The following is a 20,293-nucleotide window of genomic DNA, read 5'->3' as shown; positions in this document are numbered from 1 at the left end:
TCTAAACCTCTAAAACGCTGTAAATTTTAGTAAGCGACTTTAGCTTTTCGCTACCTTTTAGATCGACTAGATCTATGAGAAAGCAAGCTTCTACGCAGGTTGCGTTAGTTTGATTGATAAGCTCAACTGAAGCCTTTGCAGTGCCTCCAGTGGCTATGAGATCGTCCATTAAAAGCACTCTAGCGCCTGCTTTTTCTCCAAAAGCATCGATGTGAATTTGCACTTCATCTACGCCGTATTCTAGGCTATATTTTTGAGAAAGCGTGATAAAAGGCAGTTTTTTTGGCTTGCGAATAGGCACAAAAGGCAGCCTTAGCTTTGCTGCAAGCGCCGCACCAAAAATAAAGCCTCGTGACTCGATACCAGCAATATAGTCGATATTTGCGTCCTCATATCTAGCCACCAAATGATCTATCAAAAAGTTAAATGCCTCTTTGTTATTTAGTAGCGTCGTGATGTCGCGAAAAACTATGCCAGGCTTTGGAAAATCGTTTATGCAGCGGATAGAGTTTAGTAAAAATTCTTTGCCCTTTTGATCTAAAATTTTCATAAATTTCCTTAAATTTGAGGTTATAGTAGCGCTTCGATCTTGCCCTCAAGCTCACGTATGCGTTGTCTTAGCTTGTCGTTTTCTAGGCGGTACTGGGAATTTCTTGTGCGAAGTGAGGTTACGTCGTTTTTGGTTTTGTTTAGCTCGTCCGTCAAAATGTCGATGTTGCCTAGACTTCGTTGAAGTTGGATCTGAAATTTTCTTATGACGACCTCGGTATCTTGGAGGTTATTTTTCATAAAATCTTTTGTCGCACGCTCTTTTTTTAGAAGCGTTTTGAAGTAAAAAACCATGACGGTTAGGTAGATCGCAGCACAAACAAGAGCGGTAAAAACGATCCACTCGCCTATCATTTGCCTGCCTCAAGCTCTATTTTTTTGACTCTTCTTTCGTGTCTGCCGCCTGCAAACTCAGTCTTTAAAAAGGCTTCAACCGCCGAGATAGCCACGCCTGCACCGATAACTCTTGCGCCAAAAGCGATCACGTTTGCGTCGTTGTGCTCTCTTGCAAGTCTAGCGGTAAATTCGTCGTGACAAAGGGCACATCTTACGTTTTCGTGCCTGTTTGCAGCTATCGATATGCCTATGCCAGTGCCACAAACTAGCACGCCGTAGCAGTTAGGCTCAAGCTTGCTTACTAGCAAATGCGCATAATCAGGGTAATCAACGCTATTTTTATCGTTTGTGCCAAGATCAACCACTTCGTATCCAAGCCCTTTAATAGCCTCTTTAAGCTCGTTTTTTAGCTCAAAACCAGCGTGATCGCTAGCTAAGAAAACTTTGTCTATCTTCATGAAAAGTCCGTTAAATTTTTTGTTGATTATAGTCAAAGTTGCATTAAAATAAAATTTTACTCTCAGCCAAAATGAAGCTATAATTTACCAAAAATTTAAAGGAGAAAATGTGAAAAAAGTGCTCTTTTTAGCGGCTTCTACGCTAGCCTTTGCAAATGAAAATCTAATAGAGATCTACACAGATCAAACCATCATCACTCAAAAATTTAGTGACGCAAATAGCTCTTTTAGCGCCTTTGTGCCAGATGGTGTGCAAAGTGAGAACATCACTATAAATGGGGATTGTGACGCGAATGCTTATCTAAAAAAGATCAGCGAAGAAAATAGCCCAAGTTACATAAAATGGAAGCAAGAAGTCGCAAATTTAAATAACAAGCTTGAGGCGCTAAATGCAAGAGGTAGGTTTATAGAGCAAGCTTTGGTAGAAGAAAACAAAAGTAACGATGTGACAAAAAGGGCTGATGAGTTTTATAAATTTAGCCTAGAAAATATCGAGAAAATTTCAGCTACTAAAAGTGAGCTTGAAGCGCTTAAAGAAAATGAGCCAAAGAGCGAGATGGCTGGATTTTTGCAGCTTGATATGAAATTTGCTTGCGACCCAAAAGAGGCGACGCTTTCATATATGGATGATGAGGCCCCAAAGACGCTAAATGAAATTTATGCAGACACAAAAAACAAAAATATCTTGATAAAACAAGAAATTTTGCTCACAAACCCATTTGCAAGTGAAGTTAAAAATTTAAAGCTCACCATCTATCCAACCAGATATCAAAAGGCACTTGCTCCAAGTAAATTTTACCCTTGGTATGAGGAGAGTGAGGCGGAGGCTGATGGTTACGGCGCTTCAAAAAATATGCTAAGAGCTGCGAAAGTCGCTGCTGAGGTCGCTGATATGCGCGTGCAAAGAGATGAAAATGAGTTTGCCAAAATTTGGAAGATAGATGGGATAAATTTAGCAAAAGGCGAGAGCAAATATATAACTTACGATACACAAAAAATGGATGCAAATTTTAGCGTTTTTGCTGATTTTTACGGCTCACTAAAGGCATATAACGTAGCTAGCTTTAAGCTAAATGACGATCTAACTCCAGCTAAAACGCAGTTTTATGTTAATGGTGTGAGTGTTGGTAGTCCAAGTGAGTTTGAGATGAAAGCAAAAGATGAGCCAGTGCAGTTATTTTTAGGACAAAACGAGCTAATCGAGCTTAAAAAAGAGCGATTAAATAAATTTAAAAAGAGCTCGCTTCTTGGCAAAGACCGCATAAGCGAAGAGGGCTACGAAATAAGTGTCAAAAATAACTCAAGTAAGAGTGTCGATGTCACTTTGGTTGATCGCGTGCCAGTATCTGCTGACGAGGCGGTAAAGGTCGAGACAAAGGGCTTTGATAAAAAAGATATCAGCAAAGATGGCAAGGTGGAGCTTAAATTTAGTCTTGCACCAAAAGAGGAATTTAAAAAAGAGTACTCTTATAAGATCACAAAGCCAAAAATTTAGAGCAAATTTGCTCTAAATTTAGCTATTTATAAAGGCGCTTGCGATATCTAAAACGTATCTTGTTGGATAAAAGATAGTATCTTTTAAAGGCGAGACGAGGATGATGATAAGGATGACAAAGCCATATCGCGAGATACCCTCAAGCTTTTCTGCCAGTGCGTGAAAGCCAAAATTTCTAAGCGCATACTCGAGCGCGTGAAAGCCGTCAAGTGGCGGGATCGGATAGAGGTTAAAGATGGCTAACATCAAATTTAAAAGCGCAAGCGTAAATAAAAACTGAAGTAAAATTTCAAAGGTTTCTATGTTTAGCAAAGCTTTTAACACAAAAAGCGACAAGATGCCTAGGATGATGTTGTAACAAATGCCAGCTAGACTTACGTAGATAGCTGCCTTGTATCCGCCATTTCGCACGACTGTGTAGGTATTTACAGGCACTGGTTTTGCCCAGCCAAACATCATGCCAGTGCTTAGATAAAGCACCAGTGGCACGATGATAGTGCCAACAAGATCGATGTGTTTTATAGGATTTATGCTAAGTCTGCCAAGGCTTTTTGCGGTGTTGTCGCCAAATTTATAAGCGACATATCCGTGCGCGATCTCGTGACCGACGATGGCGATTATTAAAGAGATGACGATAGTGGCGACTTTTATGGGGTCAAAATTAGTGAAGTCCATCAACTTCTCCCTCTTTTAGAGCTTGTTTTGTGAAAAACTCATCATTTTCTATCGTATCTACAAAGCGTCCGATACGCTCCCAGCGCACATTGTAGTTATTGTCCCAGCTAAAATAAATAAACCAAGGCTGACCGACTATGTTCTTGTAAGCCACACTTCCCCAAAAACGGCTGTCGTTTGAGTGATCGCGGTTGTCGCCTATCATAAAGTATTCATCTTTTGGCACTTTTACGTAAAATGCATTAAAGTTAAAATTTGGATTTTGCGGTAGTGAGCTAATGAGCGCTGGCTTCATAAAAACGTTTGATTTGTTTGTATTTAGCATGAAAACCATCTGCTCAAATAAATTTACATTTTCGTCGTAATGGATGCCACTAAATCTATACGGCTCTTTTATGAAAAGTTTGCCATCAAGCTCGGCTATGTCGCTGCATGAGTAGCCAAATTTGCTCTCTTTGCCATTTAAATTCTCTCGGCAGTTTGCCTTTATGAAGCTATCTCCCTCTTTTGGGCGCAGATAGAGGGCTTTTTCAGTAAAAACGATCTCATCCTCGCTAGTTGCAAAGCAGCGCTTTACAAAGTGAGTTTTCTCATCGTTTGGATAGCGAAATACGACTATATCGCCCCTTGCAGGACCATCACCTGTGATGAGGTGTCCATTGTCATTTAGCTCAGGTAAAATTTTCACCTCAAGCCAAGGAATTCTTGGTGTTGGTATGCCATAAACATACTTTTTAGCAAATAAAAAATCCCCAACCAAAAGCGTATTTTTCATCGAACCAGACGGGATCACAAAGGCTTGAGCTACAAAGAAAATGACAAGCAAAACGATGATAACCGTGCCTGTCCAGCTCGAGCAAAAGTCATAAAATTTAGTAAAAGCTCTCTTCATTATCTCACTCTTTAATTTTTTTTGCCTGTGCAGCAAGGATGGTGTTGTTTAAAAGCATGGCTATGGTCATAGGTCCCACGCCGCCAGGAACAGGCGTGATATATGAGCATTTTGGTGCGACCTCTTCAAAATCCACATCGCCCACAAGCCTGCCATCATCAAGTCTGTTTATGCCTACATCAACGACTACCGCGCCATCTTTTACCATATCAGCCTTTAAGAAAAATGGCTTGCCAATGGCTGCAACTATGAGGTCAGCATTTTTGCAAATTTCTTTTAAATTTTTAGTCTTGCTATGCGTCACAGTAACCGTTGCAGAGGCATTTAGGAGTAAATTTGCCATAGGCTTGCCAACGATGTTGCTTCTGCCGATCACCACTGCATTTAGCCCAGCCACTTCTATGCCATACTCTTTTAAAATTTCCATCACGCCAAGCGGTGTGCAAGGCACGAAGCCGTCAAGCCCGCTAACAAGCTTGCCAACATTTACAGCGTGAAAGCCATCTACGTCTTTTCGTGGATCGATCGCTGCGAGCACGACATTTGTATCGATGTGCTTTGGTAGTGGCAGTTGAACCAAGATGCCGTGGATGCTATCGTCTAAATTTAGCACGTTTATAAGTGCTAGAAGCTCGTTTTGGGTTGTATTTTCGTTTAGACGGTGAGCCACGCTTTTTATGCCGTATTCGTTGCAGGCTTTCTCTTTGGCTCTAACGTATGTTTGAGATGCCTTATCTTCGCCGACCAAGACGACGGCCAAGGTTGGCTCGACACCAAATTTCTTTAGCTCATCGGCTCTTACTTTTACGCTTTCTTTGACCTTTAAAGATACGGCTTTTCCGTCTAAAATTTTCATATTTGATCCTTACTTAAAAGCTTTTTTAATCACAAGGGTGGTATCATACCTAAAAATAAATTAAATTTTTAAAAGAGAGGTTTATGAGGTCTGTTTTTTTGATTTTGCTTTTTTGCGTGGCGATTTTTGGTGCTGATTTTATCACAAAGACCGAGTACGCCAAGATGCTCTACCTAAATCCACGCGGCATAGGATGCGACAAATGTCACGGCGCAAAGGGCGAGGGCAGCCTGATCTCTAAATACAAGCACTTTGATAAAAAGGCAAACAAAACGGTCGATGATGAGCTTAGAGCACCAAAGATAAATGATATAGACTTTGAAAGCTTTAAAGCAGCTCTTACAAAGCCAAAAGGTGTCATGCCAAGCTACTTTTTGACAGACGAGGAGACGACTATACTTTATGAATACATCACAAATCAGATGAAACCTCCTGCAAAAGCGGCAAAAGTAGCACCTAAAAATTTGGCTAAGCCAGCAGCACCTGTCGCTACGCAAAAACAGCCAGAACCTGCTAAAGTCGCCCCAAGCGCAAAAGCAGTAGAGCCAGATAAGAGCGCTCCTGCAAAACCAGCTGAGCCCGCAAAGCCAGCTAACACGCAGGCACCAAAGTCACCAGCAAAGCCAGCAATAAATCAAAAAGATAATCAAAAGACAAATTTAAAAACACAAAATCAAAAGGATAAAAAATGACAAATAAAGAGGCATTTAGCGAAGCTAAAAAATATATCCCAGGCGGCGTAAACTCACCAGTGCGCGCATTTGGCAGCGTTGGTGGCGAGCCTGTGATGATAGATCACGCTAGGGGAGCTTATCTATACGACGTCGAGGGCAAAAAGTACCTTGACTTCATCCAAAGCTGGGGTCCGCTCATCTTTGGTCACTGCGACAAAGATATCGAAGAGGCGATCATCTCTGCTGTAAAACAAGGCGTCTCTTACGGCGCTCCCTCTCCAAAAGAGACCGCTCTAGCAAAACTAATATGTGATGAGTTTAAACAAATAGATAAAATTCGCTTCGTTAGCTCTGGCACGGAGGCTACTATGAGCGCTATCAGAGTGGCTAGAGGATATGCTAAAAAAGACGGACTTATCAAATTTGAAGGCTGCTACCACGGACACAGCGACGCACTTCTTATCAAAGCAGGAAGTGGCGCTACGACATACGGCAACGCTTCAAGCGGCGGCGTGCCACAAGACGTTGTGAAAAATACATTTTTAGCTATTTACAACGATATAGAGAGCGTAAAAGCCATTTTTGAGAACAACAAAGACAAAATAGGCGTCGTCATAATCGAGCCTATCGCTGGAAATATGGGGCTTGTGCCAGCTGATAAGAAATTTTTACGTGAGCTTAGAGTGCTTTGCGATAAATTTGGCGCAGTGCTCATTCTTGATGAGGTTATGAGCGGTTTTAGAGCTTCTCGCCTTGGCTCATATCCATTTCACGAAGTAGATGCCGACCTTGTCACATTTGGCAAAGTTATAGGCGGAGGCATGAACGTCGCTGCATTTGGTGGTAAGGCCAAGATAATGGACTGCTTAAGTCCAGAGGGTGCAGTATATCAAGCAGGCACGCTAAGTGGCAACCCAGTGGCGATGAGCGCTGGTATAGCGGCAATTTCAAAGATAAATAGCGACATAAATTTATACGCTAGACTTGAAAAACTAGCTAAAAAACTAATGGAAGGCTTCAAAGAGGCAGCAAAAAGCGCTGGCATCGCCATTCAAACCGAGGTTCGTGGCTCTATGTTTGGCTACTTTTTTACAGATCACGTGGTAAAAAACTACGACGATGCGCTAAAGAGCGACACAAAACTCTTTGCTAAATTTCACCAAGCGATGCTTAAGCGTGGAATTTATCTTGCACCTAGTCAGTTTGAGACTGGATTTATCTGCGATGCGATGAGTGAAGCTGATATCGATCTAGCGGTAAATGCAGCTAAAGAGGCATTTTTGGAGATAAAAGCTTAATGGCAAAATTTAAGATAAAAGATATCGTAGCAGGGGCTGAGCAGCTAAGCCTTGGCGTTTCAATCGTAGTTGCGATCTTGCTTGGCACTGGGCTAGGATATCTTGTAAAAAAGGCTACAAATTTCACGCCAGCGCTTTGGATAGGCTTTGCCATTGGCATCGCAGCTGCCATTTTAAATGTCTATAAAGCCTATAAAGCGCAGGTTAAAAGCCTAGATGAGCTAAAGGATGAGACAAGGTATAAAGGCTACACAAAAGACAATGATGACGAGGACGATTAGCAGGCTTTTTATTTGCTACTTTGCGCTTTGGCTAGCCCTTAGCGTGGTTGGCAAATTTATATCAAATCAATTTTTTATAAGCTCGCAAATTTCATTTTTTGCCTCGCTTATCATCCTAACGGCTAGTTTTTTTGCCTATAAAAACCGCATAAATTCAAGGCTAGAAAATGCAAGAGATGAAATTTTAGCCAAGATAGAAGAAGAGGACGAAGAAGATGATGAAATTTTGCCCCAGAATGAGGCAAAAGAATTTAGCCTAAAAGATGAAAAAGCAAGGCTAAAAAAGCAGAAATTTTCATTTAAAGATAGAAGCTTTGTGGCAGCCTTTATGCCTTATCGCTTGGTTGCGTATGCGATACTTTTTTTTGGATTTATATTTTTAAAAAATGAAAATTTACTAAACGTGCCTGGCTTTTTAGTGGGGCTTGCTCCGATGCCTATTGGAGCTTTTATCTTTGGGATAATGCAAAATAATTTAAGAAAGGACGCAGATGGCAAGTAGTTTTAGGATCATTCGCTCGATGGGACCGCTATTTTTGGGCATGAGCCTGCTTTTTATAGGAAACGGCCTAGTTATCGCCTCTTGTAGTGCGCTACTTAAGCAAAATGGCGTAGGCGAGCTTGCGATTGGACTAATTAACACTGGATTTTTCATAGGAGCGTTAATTAGCACGATCACAGCGCACAGGATCATCTCAACCACCGGCCACATCAGAGCTTTTGCTATCTTTTCAGCTATCTTTGCAGTCTCAGCCATGCTTCACGCCATAAGTGAAAATTTGATATTTTGGGCGATATTGCGAGCCTTTTTGGGATATTGCTACTACGCACTTTTGATGGTTATAGAAAGCTGGCTAAACGCTAAGATCCCAAACAAGATAAGATCGCGCGTCATCGCTTTTTACGAGTGCGTTTTTTACACGAGCTTTGGACTTGGAATTTTGATCTTAGCGCTTGATCTTAGCGCATTTGAAATTTTCATCATCAGCGCAGCCTTTATCATGCTCTCAAGCATACCTTTAAATTTAATCCGCATAAACCAGCCTCAAATCCCGCAGCGCCAACCTATAAACATCCCTAAAATTTTTGGCATCGTCCCACTTGCCCTTGTGGGAGCGCTAGTTGCTGGCTTAGCGATAAATGGCTTTTTTTCGATGGCAAGCCTCTTTGTCTTGCTTCAAGGATATAGCGCAAAAGAGGCGTCATTTTTTATGACCATAGCGATGGCTGGGGGCTTTTTAGCTCAAACATTTATCGGAGGCTTTTCAGATAAATATGGCAGACGCCCAGCGCTCTTGCTTTGCAGCGCCGTGGCATTAGTTAGCGCAGCACTCTTTTTGCTAAATGGCTCAAATTTGATCGTTCAATACATACTTTCATTTTTCTTTGGCGGCGGAATTTTTTGCACATACGGACTTTCGCTTGCTAGGGCAAATGACGAGATCACAGACAAGACAAAGAGCGTCCAAGTGGCACGTGCGCTACTTTTTAGCTACTCTTTTGCCTCACTTTTCTCGCCGCTTCTTATGAGCTATGCGATGAAAATTTTTGGCGCATTTGGCTTTATCTATGTCTATTTGGTGCTTTATGTTGGGCTCATTTTATTTGCACTAACGCAAAAGACTATACCACAGCACATGAGAAAAGAGTACAACGACAGGCTCGTTGCAAGGACGGCTGGGATCGCTACTATTCAGCAAAATGGCAATTTTGCCGATAGAGAAAATAAAAAGTAGAAAATGGACGTAGCAAATTCTCTAAACATATCAAACACCTCGGTTCAAACTGGGCAAAACGCCACCCAAAACGCGCCTGTCCGTAAAAACGAGGGTTCACTTTTTAAAAATCAGCCAGCTGCGACGCCAAGCGAACAGAGCGTTTCAAATGCCCTTGATAACGTTGGCAAGCTAGTTGCAAGGGTGCTTGATGATCTAAAAAGCGCTTCAAGTCTTAGCAAAGCTGAGCAAATTTTATCTCAGGCAAAAGATACGAAGATCGCTCCAAATTTAGCTAGCGAGCTCTCAGACCTTGCAAAAAGCTTAGAGGCAGAAGCGGCGCAAAATGAAAGCCCTGAGATAAAGAGCCTTGCTCTAAAACTAAAAGAATTTCTAAAGCCAATAGCCGATCTAAAAGCTGGCTCGCTAAATGATCAGATCAAAAACTCTGGTGTCATGCTTGAAGCAAATTTAAAAGATGCGCTTACTCCAGAGAAGCTGCCAAGCTCGATACAAAAGCTACTAAGCGATATAAAAAATCTCTCAAATCAAAATTTACTTAGTCAAATTTTAACTCTAAATGATGAGAGCTTGGACAATCAAAACTCATTTATGAAGCTTACTTCTATGCTTGAAAAAGCGAGCGGTGATGCTAAAAACATCCTTGATAACTCAAGCATAAAAACGCTTTTAAAAGATGTGGATAAGCTTGATAATGTGGCTAAATTTCTGGATAAAAACTTCTCAAAAGAGCAAAGTGCAGACGCTGTTAAAAATCAGACCAGTAAGATGGAGAATTTCATCTCAAATTTAAGCGAGAAGGTAGGAAATTTAGCGAGTGAAAAACTAAATCAAAGTGTGGCTTTTAGCTCAAATCACAAAGAGCTAAAAGCTATCCTTGAGAGCCTAAAAAAAGATCTAAAAATGCTAAATAACATAGGCGATGAGGCTGGACTTGTAAAGGCATTTAATGAGGTTAGCGACGTCTCGAAAGAGGGTAGCTTACAAGATAAGCTCCAAAGTGCGGCCAGACGCCTAGCTCACAGCCTTAGCCTAGCAGACCCAGAAGCAAGCACAGCTAAAAGCGATCTAACTGAGAGTAAGGCGCTTTTAAAACAGCTAAAACTTGCTACAAACGACATAAACAACATCACGACAAAGAGCCAGAGTGAAATTTCAAAGGTGCTAAATCAAGATGTAAAAAGCACGCTTTTAAACATAAGCGAAAAGAGTCAAAACGCCCAAACTGTAAATGCTGCAAACAAGATGATCTCGCAAATAGAGATGCACCAAATGGTCTCAAGCTTGCAAGGAGGCATACAAACTTATATGCCTTATATCTGGGACGGCGTGGAGGGCGGAAATGTCGCATTTAAGCAGGGCAAAAAGGATAAATTTTATGCCCAGATCGATCTAAATTTTAAGAAATTTGGACAGATAAATGTGATGGTTGGACTTGTGGATAAACGCTATATCGATCTATCGGTGGCAACGCAGACAAATGAGTTTAAAGAGCTTATCTTAGGAAATTCAAGCGAGCTAAAGCAGGCTATCTCAAAGCTTGGACTGATCGTTTCAAATTTTAACATCAAAACCTTGCCAAAGGTGAAGCTAAACGATAGATTTAAAAATTTTGGCGGCCTTGATGTGGGCTTTGATAAGAAAATTTGATGCAAGTAAATAAGAAAAAAGCCGTCGCTCTTGGCTACAACAGATCGCAAGATAACGCTCCAAAGGTGCTTGCAAGCGGTGCTGGCGAGATAGCAAATAAGATAATAAGCCTTGCAAAAGAGCATGACATACCGATCAAAGAGGATCCTGATCTCATTGAAATTTTAAGCAAGGTCGAGGTCGATCAAGAGATACCGCCAAATTTATATAAAGCGGTGGCCGAGATATTTAGCTTTTTATATAAGATTACAAATAAAAAGTAAATATTGCACTTTAATAGTGCTATAATCTCAAAATTAAGGAAATTTAAACATTAAAAAGGAGGTATTATGAAAATTTCATCAAAAGTGACGATGATGATCGTCTCGTCCCTACTGGTGCTTGGAGCCATCTTAGTCTTTCTAAACATTTACGAGCAAAACAAAGCGATAGAATTTTCTACCAAACAGCTAACTGAAACGGTCTTAGCCGATAAAAGGGCAGCTTTAAGTGAAGAGATGGATATTGTTTCAAACATTTTGCTAAAAATTCAAGAGGTCTATGACGACGCAAACGAGACCATAGAAGATCAGAAAGAAGATATCATCGACTATCTCTCAAGGGCTAGATTTGGTGATGGTAAGCTTGGTTACTTTAGTCTCTCAACAATAGATGGTGTGGTTATTGCAAACCCTGGTATACCTGAATTTAATGGACAAAATAGGCTTGATGCAACTGATGCAAATGGCTATAAATATGTAAAAGAGCTTATCGAAAAGGCTAAGCAAAATAGTAATGGAGACTTTGTAAATTTTGTTGCGAAGTCAAAGGATGGCAATATCGTAAGAAAGATAGCGCGCGGGCAGAAGCTAAATTTATTTCATGAGGATGTGCTTTTGATGTCTGTTGTTGATCTTGAGGGCATGTATAAAGAGATAGATAAAATTTCAGCTACCATGCAAGATGACGCTAAGGCAAACACTACAAATTTCATCGTCATAGCCGTAGTAGTTTTAATCATCTCACTAATAGTTGCCATGCTCTACTCTAAATTTTCTATCACAAAACCGCTAAATGAGCTAATCATGCGAGCTACAAACCTCTCAAGCGGCGATGGCGATCTAACAAGAAAACTAGAAGTTGTAGGAAAAGATGAGATAGCAAAAGCCAGCGAAGCCATAAATAAATTTATAGAAAAAGTAAGGGTTTTAATCTCGGAGGCAAAAGATATCTCAAATGAAAATAGCTCCATCGCAAACGAGCTTAGCTCAACCTCAGTCCAAACTGGTCGCGGGGTAGAAAACTCAAGTAAAATAGTTGAGGACGCTGGGAAGGATTGCACTGAGATACAATCATATATGAAAGAGTCAATCGAAGTTGCAAAAGGCGGCAAAGATGATCTTCAAAAGGCGCTAAGCTACGTTGATGAGACGCTAAATACCATCTCAAATTTATCTTCAGAGATCGCTCAGACATCTGATATTGAAAATCAAATGGCTGGCAAGATCGAGCAGCTTAGCCGTGATGCCGAGCAGGTAAAATCAGTGCTTGTGGTTATCAATGACATAGCAGATCAGACAAATTTACTAGCTCTTAACGCTGCCATTGAAGCGGCACGTGCAGGTGAGCATGGACGTGGCTTTGCAGTCGTTGCCGATGAGGTTAGAAAGCTTGCTGAGCGCACTCAAAAGAGCCTAACAGAGATAAACGCAACTATCAATGTCATCGTTCAAGCGATAAATGAAAGCAGCGAGCAAATGAGTATAAATTCTAAGCAAATAAGCGAGCTAACAGGCGTGGCAAACAACGCGCAAAACACCATAAGAGATATGAGCGATATCATGAGATCAGCCATAGGACTATCTGATAAAACTATCGAGGACTATATAAAGACTGGCAAGGATATTGACGATATAGTAAAAAGCATGGAGGGCATAAGTCAAATTTCATCTCAAAGCACAAGAAGCGTAGAAGAGATAGCTTCAGCTGCTGAGCACCTAAATAAGATGACAGATACGCTAAATGCAAAACTTGGCGAATTTAGAACTTGATTTGTGTAGTAAATTTTAAATTTAAAGGCAATTAGTGGCTCAAAAACTGGTCTTAATAGGGGCTTCAACAGGAGGTCCAGGTCATATAAAAAAACTATTAAAAGATATAAATTTAAATGGTGCGATGGTCGTCATCGCTCAGCACATGAACAAGATGTTTATAAACTCATTTGTCACGCAAATGGGCAGGGAGTGCAACATAAATGTTGAAATTTTAAGCGAAAAGACAAATTTAAGAGAAAATATCGTCTATATCTGTGATCAAAATTTTGAAATTTCAGCGACTTTGCCAGTTAGCGCAAAGCCACAACCTGAGATAAAAACGATATATACGCCAAATGTCGATGTGCTTTTTAACTCAGGCACACAGATCGCCAAAAATGTAAATTTACTTGCGATCTTGCTAACTGGCATCGGCGATGATGGTGCAGCTGGGCTTGATAAGCTCTACAAAGCAGGCGCAAAATGCATAGCTGAAAACGAAGAGAGCGCCATAGTTTATGGCATGCCAAAGCGTGCTAAGGAGCTAAATCAAAATTTAAAATCGTTAAATTTAATGATGATAAGAAAAGAGCTTGAGGAGTTTTTAAATGCTTTTTAACAAAGTGGATAAACAAAGCGAAGTTTTAGAGGCAAAAGCACCAAGCGACATGGATGGATTTAACGAATTTATGAGCACTATAAAGACGCTTTGCGGGGTCGATCTGGAGCCAAAGAGGGACATCACTCTGCAAAGAGTTAGTATATTTGCCAAAAATCGCCAGATAAAAAGCTTTAAAGATCTAGTTTCGATGATAAGATTTGACACGCTGTTTAGGCAAGATCTTTTAAATTTAGTCACCGTAAATGAGACATATTTTTATAGAGAGCTAGCACAGCTAAAAGACGTGATCTACTACGCAAAAGAGCTTGGGGAGGCTAGAATTTTATGCGCGCCTTGCTCAACTGGCGATGAGGTCTATTCGCTTGCTATGCTTGCTTATGAATTTGGTCTTAAACAAAGTGATATCCAGCTAACTGGCATCGACATAAACTCAGAAGCCATACAAGCTTGTAGCGTCGGAAGCTATGGCGAGAGGAGCTTACATAGGCTAAGCGAGTTTCAAAAGGAGAGATTTTTTATAAAAAAAGATGACAAATTTTTCATCAAAAAAGAAATTTTACCAAGGTGTGAGTTTAAAATTTTAAATGTTTTTGACGATGCGATGTTTAATCTTGGTAAATTTGACATCGTCCTTTCAAGAAATATGATGATATATTTTGACGACGAATTTAGACTAAAATGCGTCGAGAGGCTGCACAAGCTACTTAAACCAGAGGGGAGGCTCTACGCAGGACACGCTGATCTTGTGCCATACACCCCACTTTACACAAAGCGTTTTTCAAACGGAGCTACATATTATGAGCGTGCTTAAGGGTTAAATTTAACCCAAGCCGCTTTGCCCTTAGCAAGTTTTTATCAATTTTTAGCTAAAATCCCTCAAGCTAAATTTAAGGATAAAAATGAAAGACAATCTACTTGAATTAACTCAAGATATCGCTTCAGTTGATATCGAAGATTCTATAAAAAATAGCTATCTTGACTACTCTATGAGCGTCATCGTTGGACGTGCTTTGCCTGACGCTAGAGACGGACTAAAGCCAGTTCATAGAAGAATTTTATACGCTATGGATAACCTAGGCGTTGGCAGCAGAAGTGCTTATATGAAGTCAGCTCGTATCGTCGGTGAAGTCATCGGTAAGTACCACCCACACGGCGACACAGCGGTTTATGACGCACTTGTTCGTATGGCTCAGAAATTTTCTATGCGCTATCCAGTTGTTGATGGACAAGGAAACTTTGGCTCTATTGACGGCGACAGCGCAGCTGCGATGCGTTATACAGAAGCTAGAATGACTATGCTTACTGAAGAGCTTTTAAAAGATATCGACAAAGACACGGTTGATTTTGTACCAAACTACGATGATAGAGAGGTCGAGCCAGATGTTTTGCCTAGCCGTGTGCCAAATTTATTATTAAATGGCTCAAGCGGCATTGCTGTTGGTATGGCGACAAATATCCCGCCACACAGCCTTGATGAGCTAATAGACGGTCTTTTGCTACTTCTTGAAAACAAAGAGGCGACACTTGAAGAGGTGATGGAATTTATAAAAGGTCCAGACTTCCCAACTGGCGGTATCATCTTTGGTAAAAAGGGCATCATAGAGGCCTACCGCACAGGTCGTGGCAGGGTCAAACTAAGAGCCAAAACTCACATAGAAAAAAAGCCAAACAAAGATGTCATAGTAATCGACGAGCTGCCTTATCAAACAAACAAAGCAAGGCTCATCGAGCAGATCGCTGAGCTTGTAAAAGATAAACAGATAGATGGCATCAGCGAGGTTAGAGATGAGTCTGACAAGGACGGCATCCGTGTAGTCATCGAGCTAAAACGCGACGCTATGAGTGACATCGTGCTAAACAACCTATTTAAATCAACCACGATGGAGAGCACTTTTGGCGTTATTATGCTTGCTATTAATAACAAAGAGCCAAAGGTATTTAACCTTATCGAGCTACTTAAGCTATTTTTAAATCACAGAAAAACCGTTATCATTAGAAGGACGATATTTGAGCTTGAAAAAGCACGCGCAAGAGCCCACATCTTAGAGGGCCTAAAGATCGCACTTGATAATATCGACGAGGTGATCGAGCTTATTAGAAATAGTGCTGATACGGCGGTTGCTAGAGAAGGCTTGATGAGTAAATTTAACCTCTCAGAGCTTCAAGCAAACGCTATCCTTGATATGCGTTTAAGCAAGCTTACAGGCTTAGAGAGAGAAAAACTAGAGGCCGAGCTAGCCGAGCTTATGGCTGAGATCGCAAGACTTGATGAAATTTTAAAGAGCGAGACATTGCTTGAAAATTTGATCAAAGAAGAGCTTCTTGAGATCAAAAATAAATTTAAAGTACCAAGAGTGACTGAGATCGTTGATGACTACGATGATATCGACATTGAAGACCTCATACCAAATGAAAATATGGTCGTAACCATAACTCACCGCGGCTACATCAAGCGTGTGCCAAGCAAGCAGTATGAGAAGCAAAAACGTGGTGGCAAGGGCAAAGTAGCGGTCACAACATATGATGATGACTTTATAGAGAGCTTCTTTACTTCAAATACTCACGATACGCTTATGTTTGTGACTGACCGCGGACAGCTATACTGGCTAAAAGTCTATAAGATCCCAGAGGGAAGCCGCACAGCAAAGGGCAAAGCAGTTGTAAATTTGATCCAGTTGCAGCCTGATGAGAAGATCAAAGCGATCATCCCAACGACTGACTTTGACGAGAGCAAATCGCTAGCGTTCTTCACTAAAAATGGCATCGTAAAACGCACAAATTTAAGCGAATTTAAAAACATCCGCTCAGTTGGCGTAAGAGCTATAAGCCTCGATGAGAACGACGAGCTAGTAACTGCGCTCATCGCTCAAACATACGATGATATGCCGGTCACCGATCCTGAAAACGAGCTAAGCGTTGAGACAGAGGTGCTTGAAGTTGAAGAGCTTCAAAACGAGATCGACGAAGATAGTGTAAATGCCGAAGAAGACGCAAACTCAGGCGATGAGACAATGCTATTTGTCGTTACTAAAAAGGGTATGTGTCTTAAATTTAAGATCAGCAAGGTTCGCCAAATGGGTAGAACTGCACGCGGCGTAACTGGCATTAAATTTAAAGAGCCAGGCGATGAGGTCGTAGGTGCAGCAGTCATCGAAAGCAATGACCAAGAAATTTTAAGCATATCTCAAAAAGGTATCGGCAAGCGAACAACCGCTGACGAGTACCGCTTGACAAACCGCGGCGGCAAAGGCGTCATCTGCATGAAGCTAACAAGCAGAACAGGCGATCTAGTGGGCGTTGTGATGGTTGATGAAGAGCAAGATCTGATGGCTCTAACATCAAGCGGCAAGATGATAAGAGTTGATATGCAAAGCATCCGCAAAGCAGGACGTAACACAAGCGGCGTGATCGTGGTAAATGTAGATGGCGATGATGTTGTAAGTATTGCAAGATGCCCTAAGGCAGATGATGGCGAAGATGAGGATGAAGCACCAAGCGAAGATATGGGGCTTTTGGAATAAATTTTGCTATTAAATTTTAAATAAAAGCATAAAAAAGGTTGTTTATGAAGGTTAAAATTTTATCTTTTGCTTTGATGGTTGCTATTTTTGGTGGTTGCTCATTTAATGGCTTTATGGGCGAGCCAACTAGCACATCAAACCGCAACGTAGTCATCCAAAAGGTCGATAAAGACGATCTTAGAGAGGTGATGAAAAAAGAGAAGATGATATATGATAGCGCTCCAAGAGAGACCACTTTTAGAGCCACAGGCGAGGGCATAGCTCCGCTAAATTCGCTCTCATACGCTCAGTCTGTTACACTTGCGAAAAGAGCGGCGATGGCTGATGCTTATTCGCAGCTTGCAGGCAAGCTTTACGGCGTAAAGATCAATGCTGAAGACACCGTAAGAGATGCGATGCTAAACGACTCATCTATCACTTCAAAGGTTCAAGGTCTTGTCAAAAATGCAAGGATCGTGAATGAAAATTTCAAAGACGGGCTTTATAAGGTAAATATGGAGCTTAAGATAGACGAAGATAAGTGGCGAGAAGTCTTTTCTTACTAACGATACTTTTAAATTTCGCCTTTTGCCTGGAGGAGTTTATCTTCTGGGCGAAGGTCGATACGAAAAATCAAATAGTTGCCTTTGAGGAAATTTCATTTTCAAAGGCGATGACTTTAACACCTAATCCAAAACCAAAATTTCTTTGCCAAATAGACGCTTTTAAAGATGAAAATACCACAACTCTTGGCTTTTTAAATTTACACAAAGATGAAATTTTTGACTGCTTTGCCTTAAAAAAAGTGATGATAAAAAATGAGCTAAATGTCAAAAATGCACAGGTCACAAACGCTTCAAATTTGAAAATTTTGCCAGTTAGATTTATGGTGGAATTTAAGCCAAAATCCGCTATCATCGGCACACTTCAATAAAAAAGAGATCAAATGAATATCGTCATAGTAGAAGATGACATCAATATGCGAAAGTCGCTTGAGATCGCACTTGGCGAGTATGAAGAGCTAAACATTAAAAGCTACAAGAGCGCAGTTGAAGCTCTAAAAAAGCTAAGCGACGACGCTGATCTAATAATCACTGATATAAACATGCCAAAGATGGACGGACTTGAGTTCATTAAAGAGTTAAATGGCAAATTTGACGTCATCATAATGACTGGAAACGCCACACTTAACAAGGCGATCGAGAGCGTTAGGCTCGGCGTGAAGGACTTTTTAACCAAGCCATTTGACGTCTCAACTCTATATGAAGCGATAAAAAGGGTAGAGACGCTAAAACAAAAAACTCCAAAAAGCATAAAAAAAGTTGAAACTAAAAGCGAAAATAACGGCTTTTTAGCCACTTCAAAGGCGCTTGAAGCCACGCTAAATATCGCGCTAAAAGCTGCAAGAACAGACGCCTCAGTCATGCTTAGTGGCGAAAGTGGCGTTGGTAAGGAGGTCTTTGCTAAATTTATCCACGCAAACTCACCTAGAAAAGATGCGGCATTTATCGCTTTAAATATGGCTGCGATCCCTGAAAATTTGATAGAAAGTGAGCTTTTTGGCTTTGAAAAGGGCGCCTTTACAGACGCAGCGACTACCAAAAAAGGGCAGTTTGAGCTGGCAAATGGCGGAACGCTATTTTTAGATGAGATCGGCGAGATGCCTATAAATTTACAGCCAAAATTGCTTCGTGCCTTGCAGGAGCGCGAGATAACAAGGCTTGGTGCTACAAAGAGCGAAAAGATAGACGTTCGCATCATCTGCGCTACAAATGCAAATTTAGAGCTTGCTATGAAAGAGGGCAGGTTTAGAGAGGATCTTTTCTACCGCCTAAACACGATCCCGCTTTTTATACCGCCACTTCGCGAGCGAAAAGACGAAATTTTACCTATCGCGCAGGATGCTTTGGACAAATGCTGCAAAGAGTATGGCTTTGAGGCTAAAAATTTCTCAAAAGCAGCCAAAGAGGAGCTTTTGGGCTATGACTACCCAGGCAACATAAGAGAGCTCATCTCGGTCGTGCAGCGTGCGGCGATACTAAGCGAGGGCGATGAAATTTTACCAAAAGATCTATTTTTGCAAGCAAGAAGTAAAAAATAGGTAAAAATTTAAGTTTTTGGCTAGTAAAATTATGCAAATTAAGAAAATTAAAAGAAACCAAGGAGAGCAGATGAGAAAATTTAACGTAGCGGTCGTTGGTGCTACTGGAGCGGTAGGCGAAGAGCTTTTTAGAGTTATGGAGGAGGTTGATTTCCCAGTTGGTGAGCTTTTGCCACTTGCAAGTGCAAAGAGCGTTGGCATGGAGATCGAATTTAAGGGCAAACACTACAAAGTAAAAGAGCTAACCGAGAAAGTTTTTAGCGAGCACGAGATCGATATCGCATTTTTTAGCGCAGGCGGCTCAGTTTCAGAGAAATTTGCCAAATTTGCAGCCGACAGCGGCGCGGTAGTTATCGACAATACTAGCCATTTTAGGATGGATAAAGATATCCCGCTTGTCGTGCCTGAGTGTAATCCTAGCGACATCGCTATGTGGAAAAACCGCGGCATCATCGCTAATCCAAACTGCTCAACCATCCAAATGGTTCAAATTTTAAAACCCCTAAACGACGCTTTTGGCATCAACAGGGTCGATGTTTCTACCTATCAAGCAGCAAGTGGCGCTGGCAAAGAGGGTATGGAGGAGCTTGTTGTGCAGATGCAAAAGTTTTTTGAATTTAAGCTTGATGAGTGCGAGCCAAAGGTCTTTGCACACCGCCTAGCGCTAAACGTGATCCCACACATCGACGTTTTTTTGGATAACGACTATACAAAAGAAGAGATGAAAATGGTCAATGAAACGCAAAAGATTCTTCACAAAGATATCGAAGTGAGCGCTACTTGCGTGCGTGTGCCAGTGCTTAGAAGCCACTCTGAGGCGATCACTATCCACTTTGATAAGGACGTGAGCGCAGATGCGGCAAGAGAGGTTTTAAGCAAAGCTCCAAGCGTCGTCGTAGTCGATAATCCAGCAAAAAAAGAGTATCCGATGCCTACTATCTCAAGCGATACAAACGAGACTTATGTTGGCAGGATCAGGGTTGATAACTTTAGATCAAATGTGCTTCACCTTTGGTGCAGTGCCGACCAGATCCGCGTTGGAGCTGCGACAAATGCCGTCAGGATCGCACAAAAATGGACCACGATGCATGAGTAGTTTGCACTAAAATTAATTGCGATTTTGCGCCTAAAATTTAAGGAAAAAACTATAAAATACCC

At 41.2% G+C, this 20,293-nt stretch carries 21 protein-coding genes and 1 pseudogene; 16 read left to right on the top strand and 6 right to left on the bottom strand.

Annotated features, from left to right (window positions below; translation table 11 throughout):
• Window position 1: 1 nt before the first annotated feature.
• Genes apt through rpiB form a run of 3 tightly spaced genes read right to left on the bottom strand, consistent with a single transcriptional unit; the run spans window position 2 to window position 1,343 of the window.
• Complete coding sequence (gene apt / locus CVT00_RS07135; protein ID WP_103558746.1) at window positions 2-550, bottom strand: adenine phosphoribosyltransferase; 549 nt, start codon at window positions 548-550, stop codon at window positions 2-4.
• A gap of 20 nt (window positions 551-570) precedes the next feature.
• A complete protein-coding gene (locus tag CVT00_RS07130; RefSeq protein WP_002939538.1) occupies window positions 571-903 on the bottom strand; it encodes a hypothetical protein in 333 nt (110 codons plus the stop codon).
• Complete coding sequence (gene rpiB, locus CVT00_RS07125) at window positions 900-1,343, bottom strand: ribose 5-phosphate isomerase B (RefSeq protein ID WP_103570293.1); 444 nt, start codon at window positions 1,341-1,343, stop codon at window positions 900-902. The genes CVT00_RS07130 and rpiB overlap by 4 nt, the downstream gene beginning before the upstream one ends.
• A gap of 109 nt (window positions 1,344-1,452) precedes the next feature.
• On the opposite strand from rpiB, the gene CVT00_RS07120 reads away from it, so the two are divergent.
• The gene (locus CVT00_RS07120; protein WP_107914580.1) at window positions 1,453-2,838 is read left to right on the top strand and encodes a DUF4139 domain-containing protein; all 1,386 of its coding nucleotides are present in this window, start codon (window positions 1,453-1,455) and stop codon (window positions 2,836-2,838) included.
• 18 nt (window positions 2,839-2,856) lie between these two features.
• On the opposite strand, the gene CVT00_RS07115 is transcribed toward CVT00_RS07120, so the two are convergent.
• From CVT00_RS07115 to folD, 3 genes are read right to left on the bottom strand one after another with little or no spacing between them, the layout of a single operon-like run.
• On the bottom strand, window positions 2,857-3,513 hold the full coding sequence (locus CVT00_RS07115; protein ID WP_107914577.1) for a site-2 protease family protein: 657 nt from the start codon (window positions 3,511-3,513) through the stop codon (window positions 2,857-2,859).
• A complete protein-coding gene (lepB, locus tag CVT00_RS07110; protein WP_107914575.1) occupies window positions 3,500-4,405 on the bottom strand; it encodes a signal peptidase I in 906 nt (301 codons plus the stop codon). Before lepB ends, CVT00_RS07115 begins: the two co-directional genes overlap by 14 nt.
• 4 nt (window positions 4,406-4,409) lie before the next feature.
• Window positions 4,410-5,261, bottom strand: coding sequence for a bifunctional methylenetetrahydrofolate dehydrogenase/methenyltetrahydrofolate cyclohydrolase FolD (folD, locus tag CVT00_RS07105; protein WP_107914574.1), 852 nt, complete (start codon window positions 5,259-5,261; stop codon window positions 4,410-4,412).
• An 83-nt stretch (window positions 5,262-5,344) separates the two neighbouring features.
• On the opposite strand from folD, the pseudogene CVT00_RS07100 reads away from it, so the two are divergent.
• From CVT00_RS07100 to CVT00_RS07030, 15 genes and pseudogenes are all read left to right on the top strand, one after another.
• Window positions 5,345-5,680: pseudogene (locus tag CVT00_RS07100) on the top strand (c-type cytochrome); the annotation flags it as partial.
• Window positions 5,681-5,949: 269 nt separating this feature from the next.
• Window positions 5,950-7,233, top strand: a complete 1,284-nt coding sequence (gene hemL, locus CVT00_RS07095) for a glutamate-1-semialdehyde 2,1-aminomutase (RefSeq protein WP_107914572.1) — start codon at window positions 5,950-5,952, stop codon at window positions 7,231-7,233.
• Complete coding sequence (locus CVT00_RS07090) at window positions 7,233-7,514, top strand: AtpZ/AtpI family protein (RefSeq protein WP_107914570.1); 282 nt, start codon at window positions 7,233-7,235, stop codon at window positions 7,512-7,514. The genes hemL and CVT00_RS07090 overlap by 1 nt, the downstream gene beginning before the upstream one ends.
• Window positions 7,498-8,016, top strand: coding sequence for a hypothetical protein (locus CVT00_RS07085; RefSeq protein WP_230853735.1), 519 nt, complete (start codon window positions 7,498-7,500; stop codon window positions 8,014-8,016). Before CVT00_RS07090 ends, CVT00_RS07085 begins: the two co-directional genes overlap by 17 nt.
• Window positions 8,006-9,250 carry an MFS transporter gene (locus tag CVT00_RS07080; RefSeq protein ID WP_107914566.1) on the top strand — a complete coding sequence of 415 codons (1,245 nt, stop codon included), beginning with the start codon at window positions 8,006-8,008 and terminating at the stop codon, window positions 9,248-9,250. Before CVT00_RS07085 ends, CVT00_RS07080 begins: the two co-directional genes overlap by 11 nt.
• Before the next feature lie 3 nt (window positions 9,251-9,253).
• Window positions 9,254-10,900, top strand: a complete 1,647-nt coding sequence (locus tag CVT00_RS07075; protein WP_107914564.1) for a flagellar hook-length control protein FliK — start codon at window positions 9,254-9,256, stop codon at window positions 10,898-10,900.
• Window positions 10,897-11,163, top strand: a complete 267-nt coding sequence (locus CVT00_RS07070; RefSeq protein ID WP_223227339.1) for a FlhB-like flagellar biosynthesis protein — start codon at window positions 10,897-10,899, stop codon at window positions 11,161-11,163. Before CVT00_RS07075 ends, CVT00_RS07070 begins: the two co-directional genes overlap by 4 nt.
• 66 nt (window positions 11,164-11,229) lie before the next feature.
• Window positions 11,230-12,930: a methyl-accepting chemotaxis protein gene (locus tag CVT00_RS07065; RefSeq protein WP_107914562.1), complete on the top strand. Its 1,701-nt coding sequence runs from the start codon at window positions 11,230-11,232 to the stop codon at window positions 12,928-12,930.
• Between the two features lie 34 nt (window positions 12,931-12,964).
• Window positions 12,965-13,531 carry a CheB methylesterase domain-containing protein gene (locus tag CVT00_RS07060; RefSeq protein ID WP_021092891.1) on the top strand — a complete coding sequence of 189 codons (567 nt, stop codon included), beginning with the start codon at window positions 12,965-12,967 and terminating at the stop codon, window positions 13,529-13,531.
• On the top strand, window positions 13,521-14,345 hold the full coding sequence (locus tag CVT00_RS07055; RefSeq protein ID WP_107914560.1) for a CheR family methyltransferase: 825 nt from the start codon (window positions 13,521-13,523) through the stop codon (window positions 14,343-14,345). Before CVT00_RS07060 ends, CVT00_RS07055 begins: the two co-directional genes overlap by 11 nt.
• Window positions 14,346-14,433: 88 nt before the next feature.
• Window positions 14,434-17,055, top strand: a complete 2,622-nt coding sequence (gene gyrA, locus CVT00_RS07050; protein ID WP_087581027.1) for a DNA gyrase subunit A — start codon at window positions 14,434-14,436, stop codon at window positions 17,053-17,055.
• 44 nt (window positions 17,056-17,099) lie between these two features.
• Complete coding sequence (locus tag CVT00_RS07045; RefSeq protein WP_087582583.1) at window positions 17,100-17,600, top strand: LPP20 family lipoprotein; 501 nt, start codon at window positions 17,100-17,102, stop codon at window positions 17,598-17,600.
• Window positions 17,576-17,968, top strand: a complete 393-nt coding sequence (locus CVT00_RS07040) for a hypothetical protein (protein WP_084041423.1) — start codon at window positions 17,576-17,578, stop codon at window positions 17,966-17,968. Before CVT00_RS07045 ends, CVT00_RS07040 begins: the two co-directional genes overlap by 25 nt.
• Window positions 17,969-17,980: 12 nt before the next feature.
• Window positions 17,981-19,135, top strand: a complete 1,155-nt coding sequence (locus CVT00_RS07035; RefSeq protein WP_107914558.1) for a sigma-54-dependent transcriptional regulator — start codon at window positions 17,981-17,983, stop codon at window positions 19,133-19,135.
• A 70-nt stretch (window positions 19,136-19,205) separates the two neighbouring features.
• A complete protein-coding gene (locus CVT00_RS07030) occupies window positions 19,206-20,231 on the top strand; it encodes an aspartate-semialdehyde dehydrogenase (protein ID WP_107914556.1) in 1,026 nt (341 codons plus the stop codon).
• Window positions 20,232-20,293 lie beyond the last annotated feature (62 nt).

This window comes from Campylobacter concisus (assembly GCF_003048675.2).
Lineage (GTDB): Bacteria > Campylobacterota > Campylobacteria > Campylobacterales > Campylobacteraceae > Campylobacter_A > Campylobacter_A concisus_F.
Note: the sequence above shows the minus strand (reverse complement) of the source record. Positions and strands in the feature narration are given on the sequence as shown.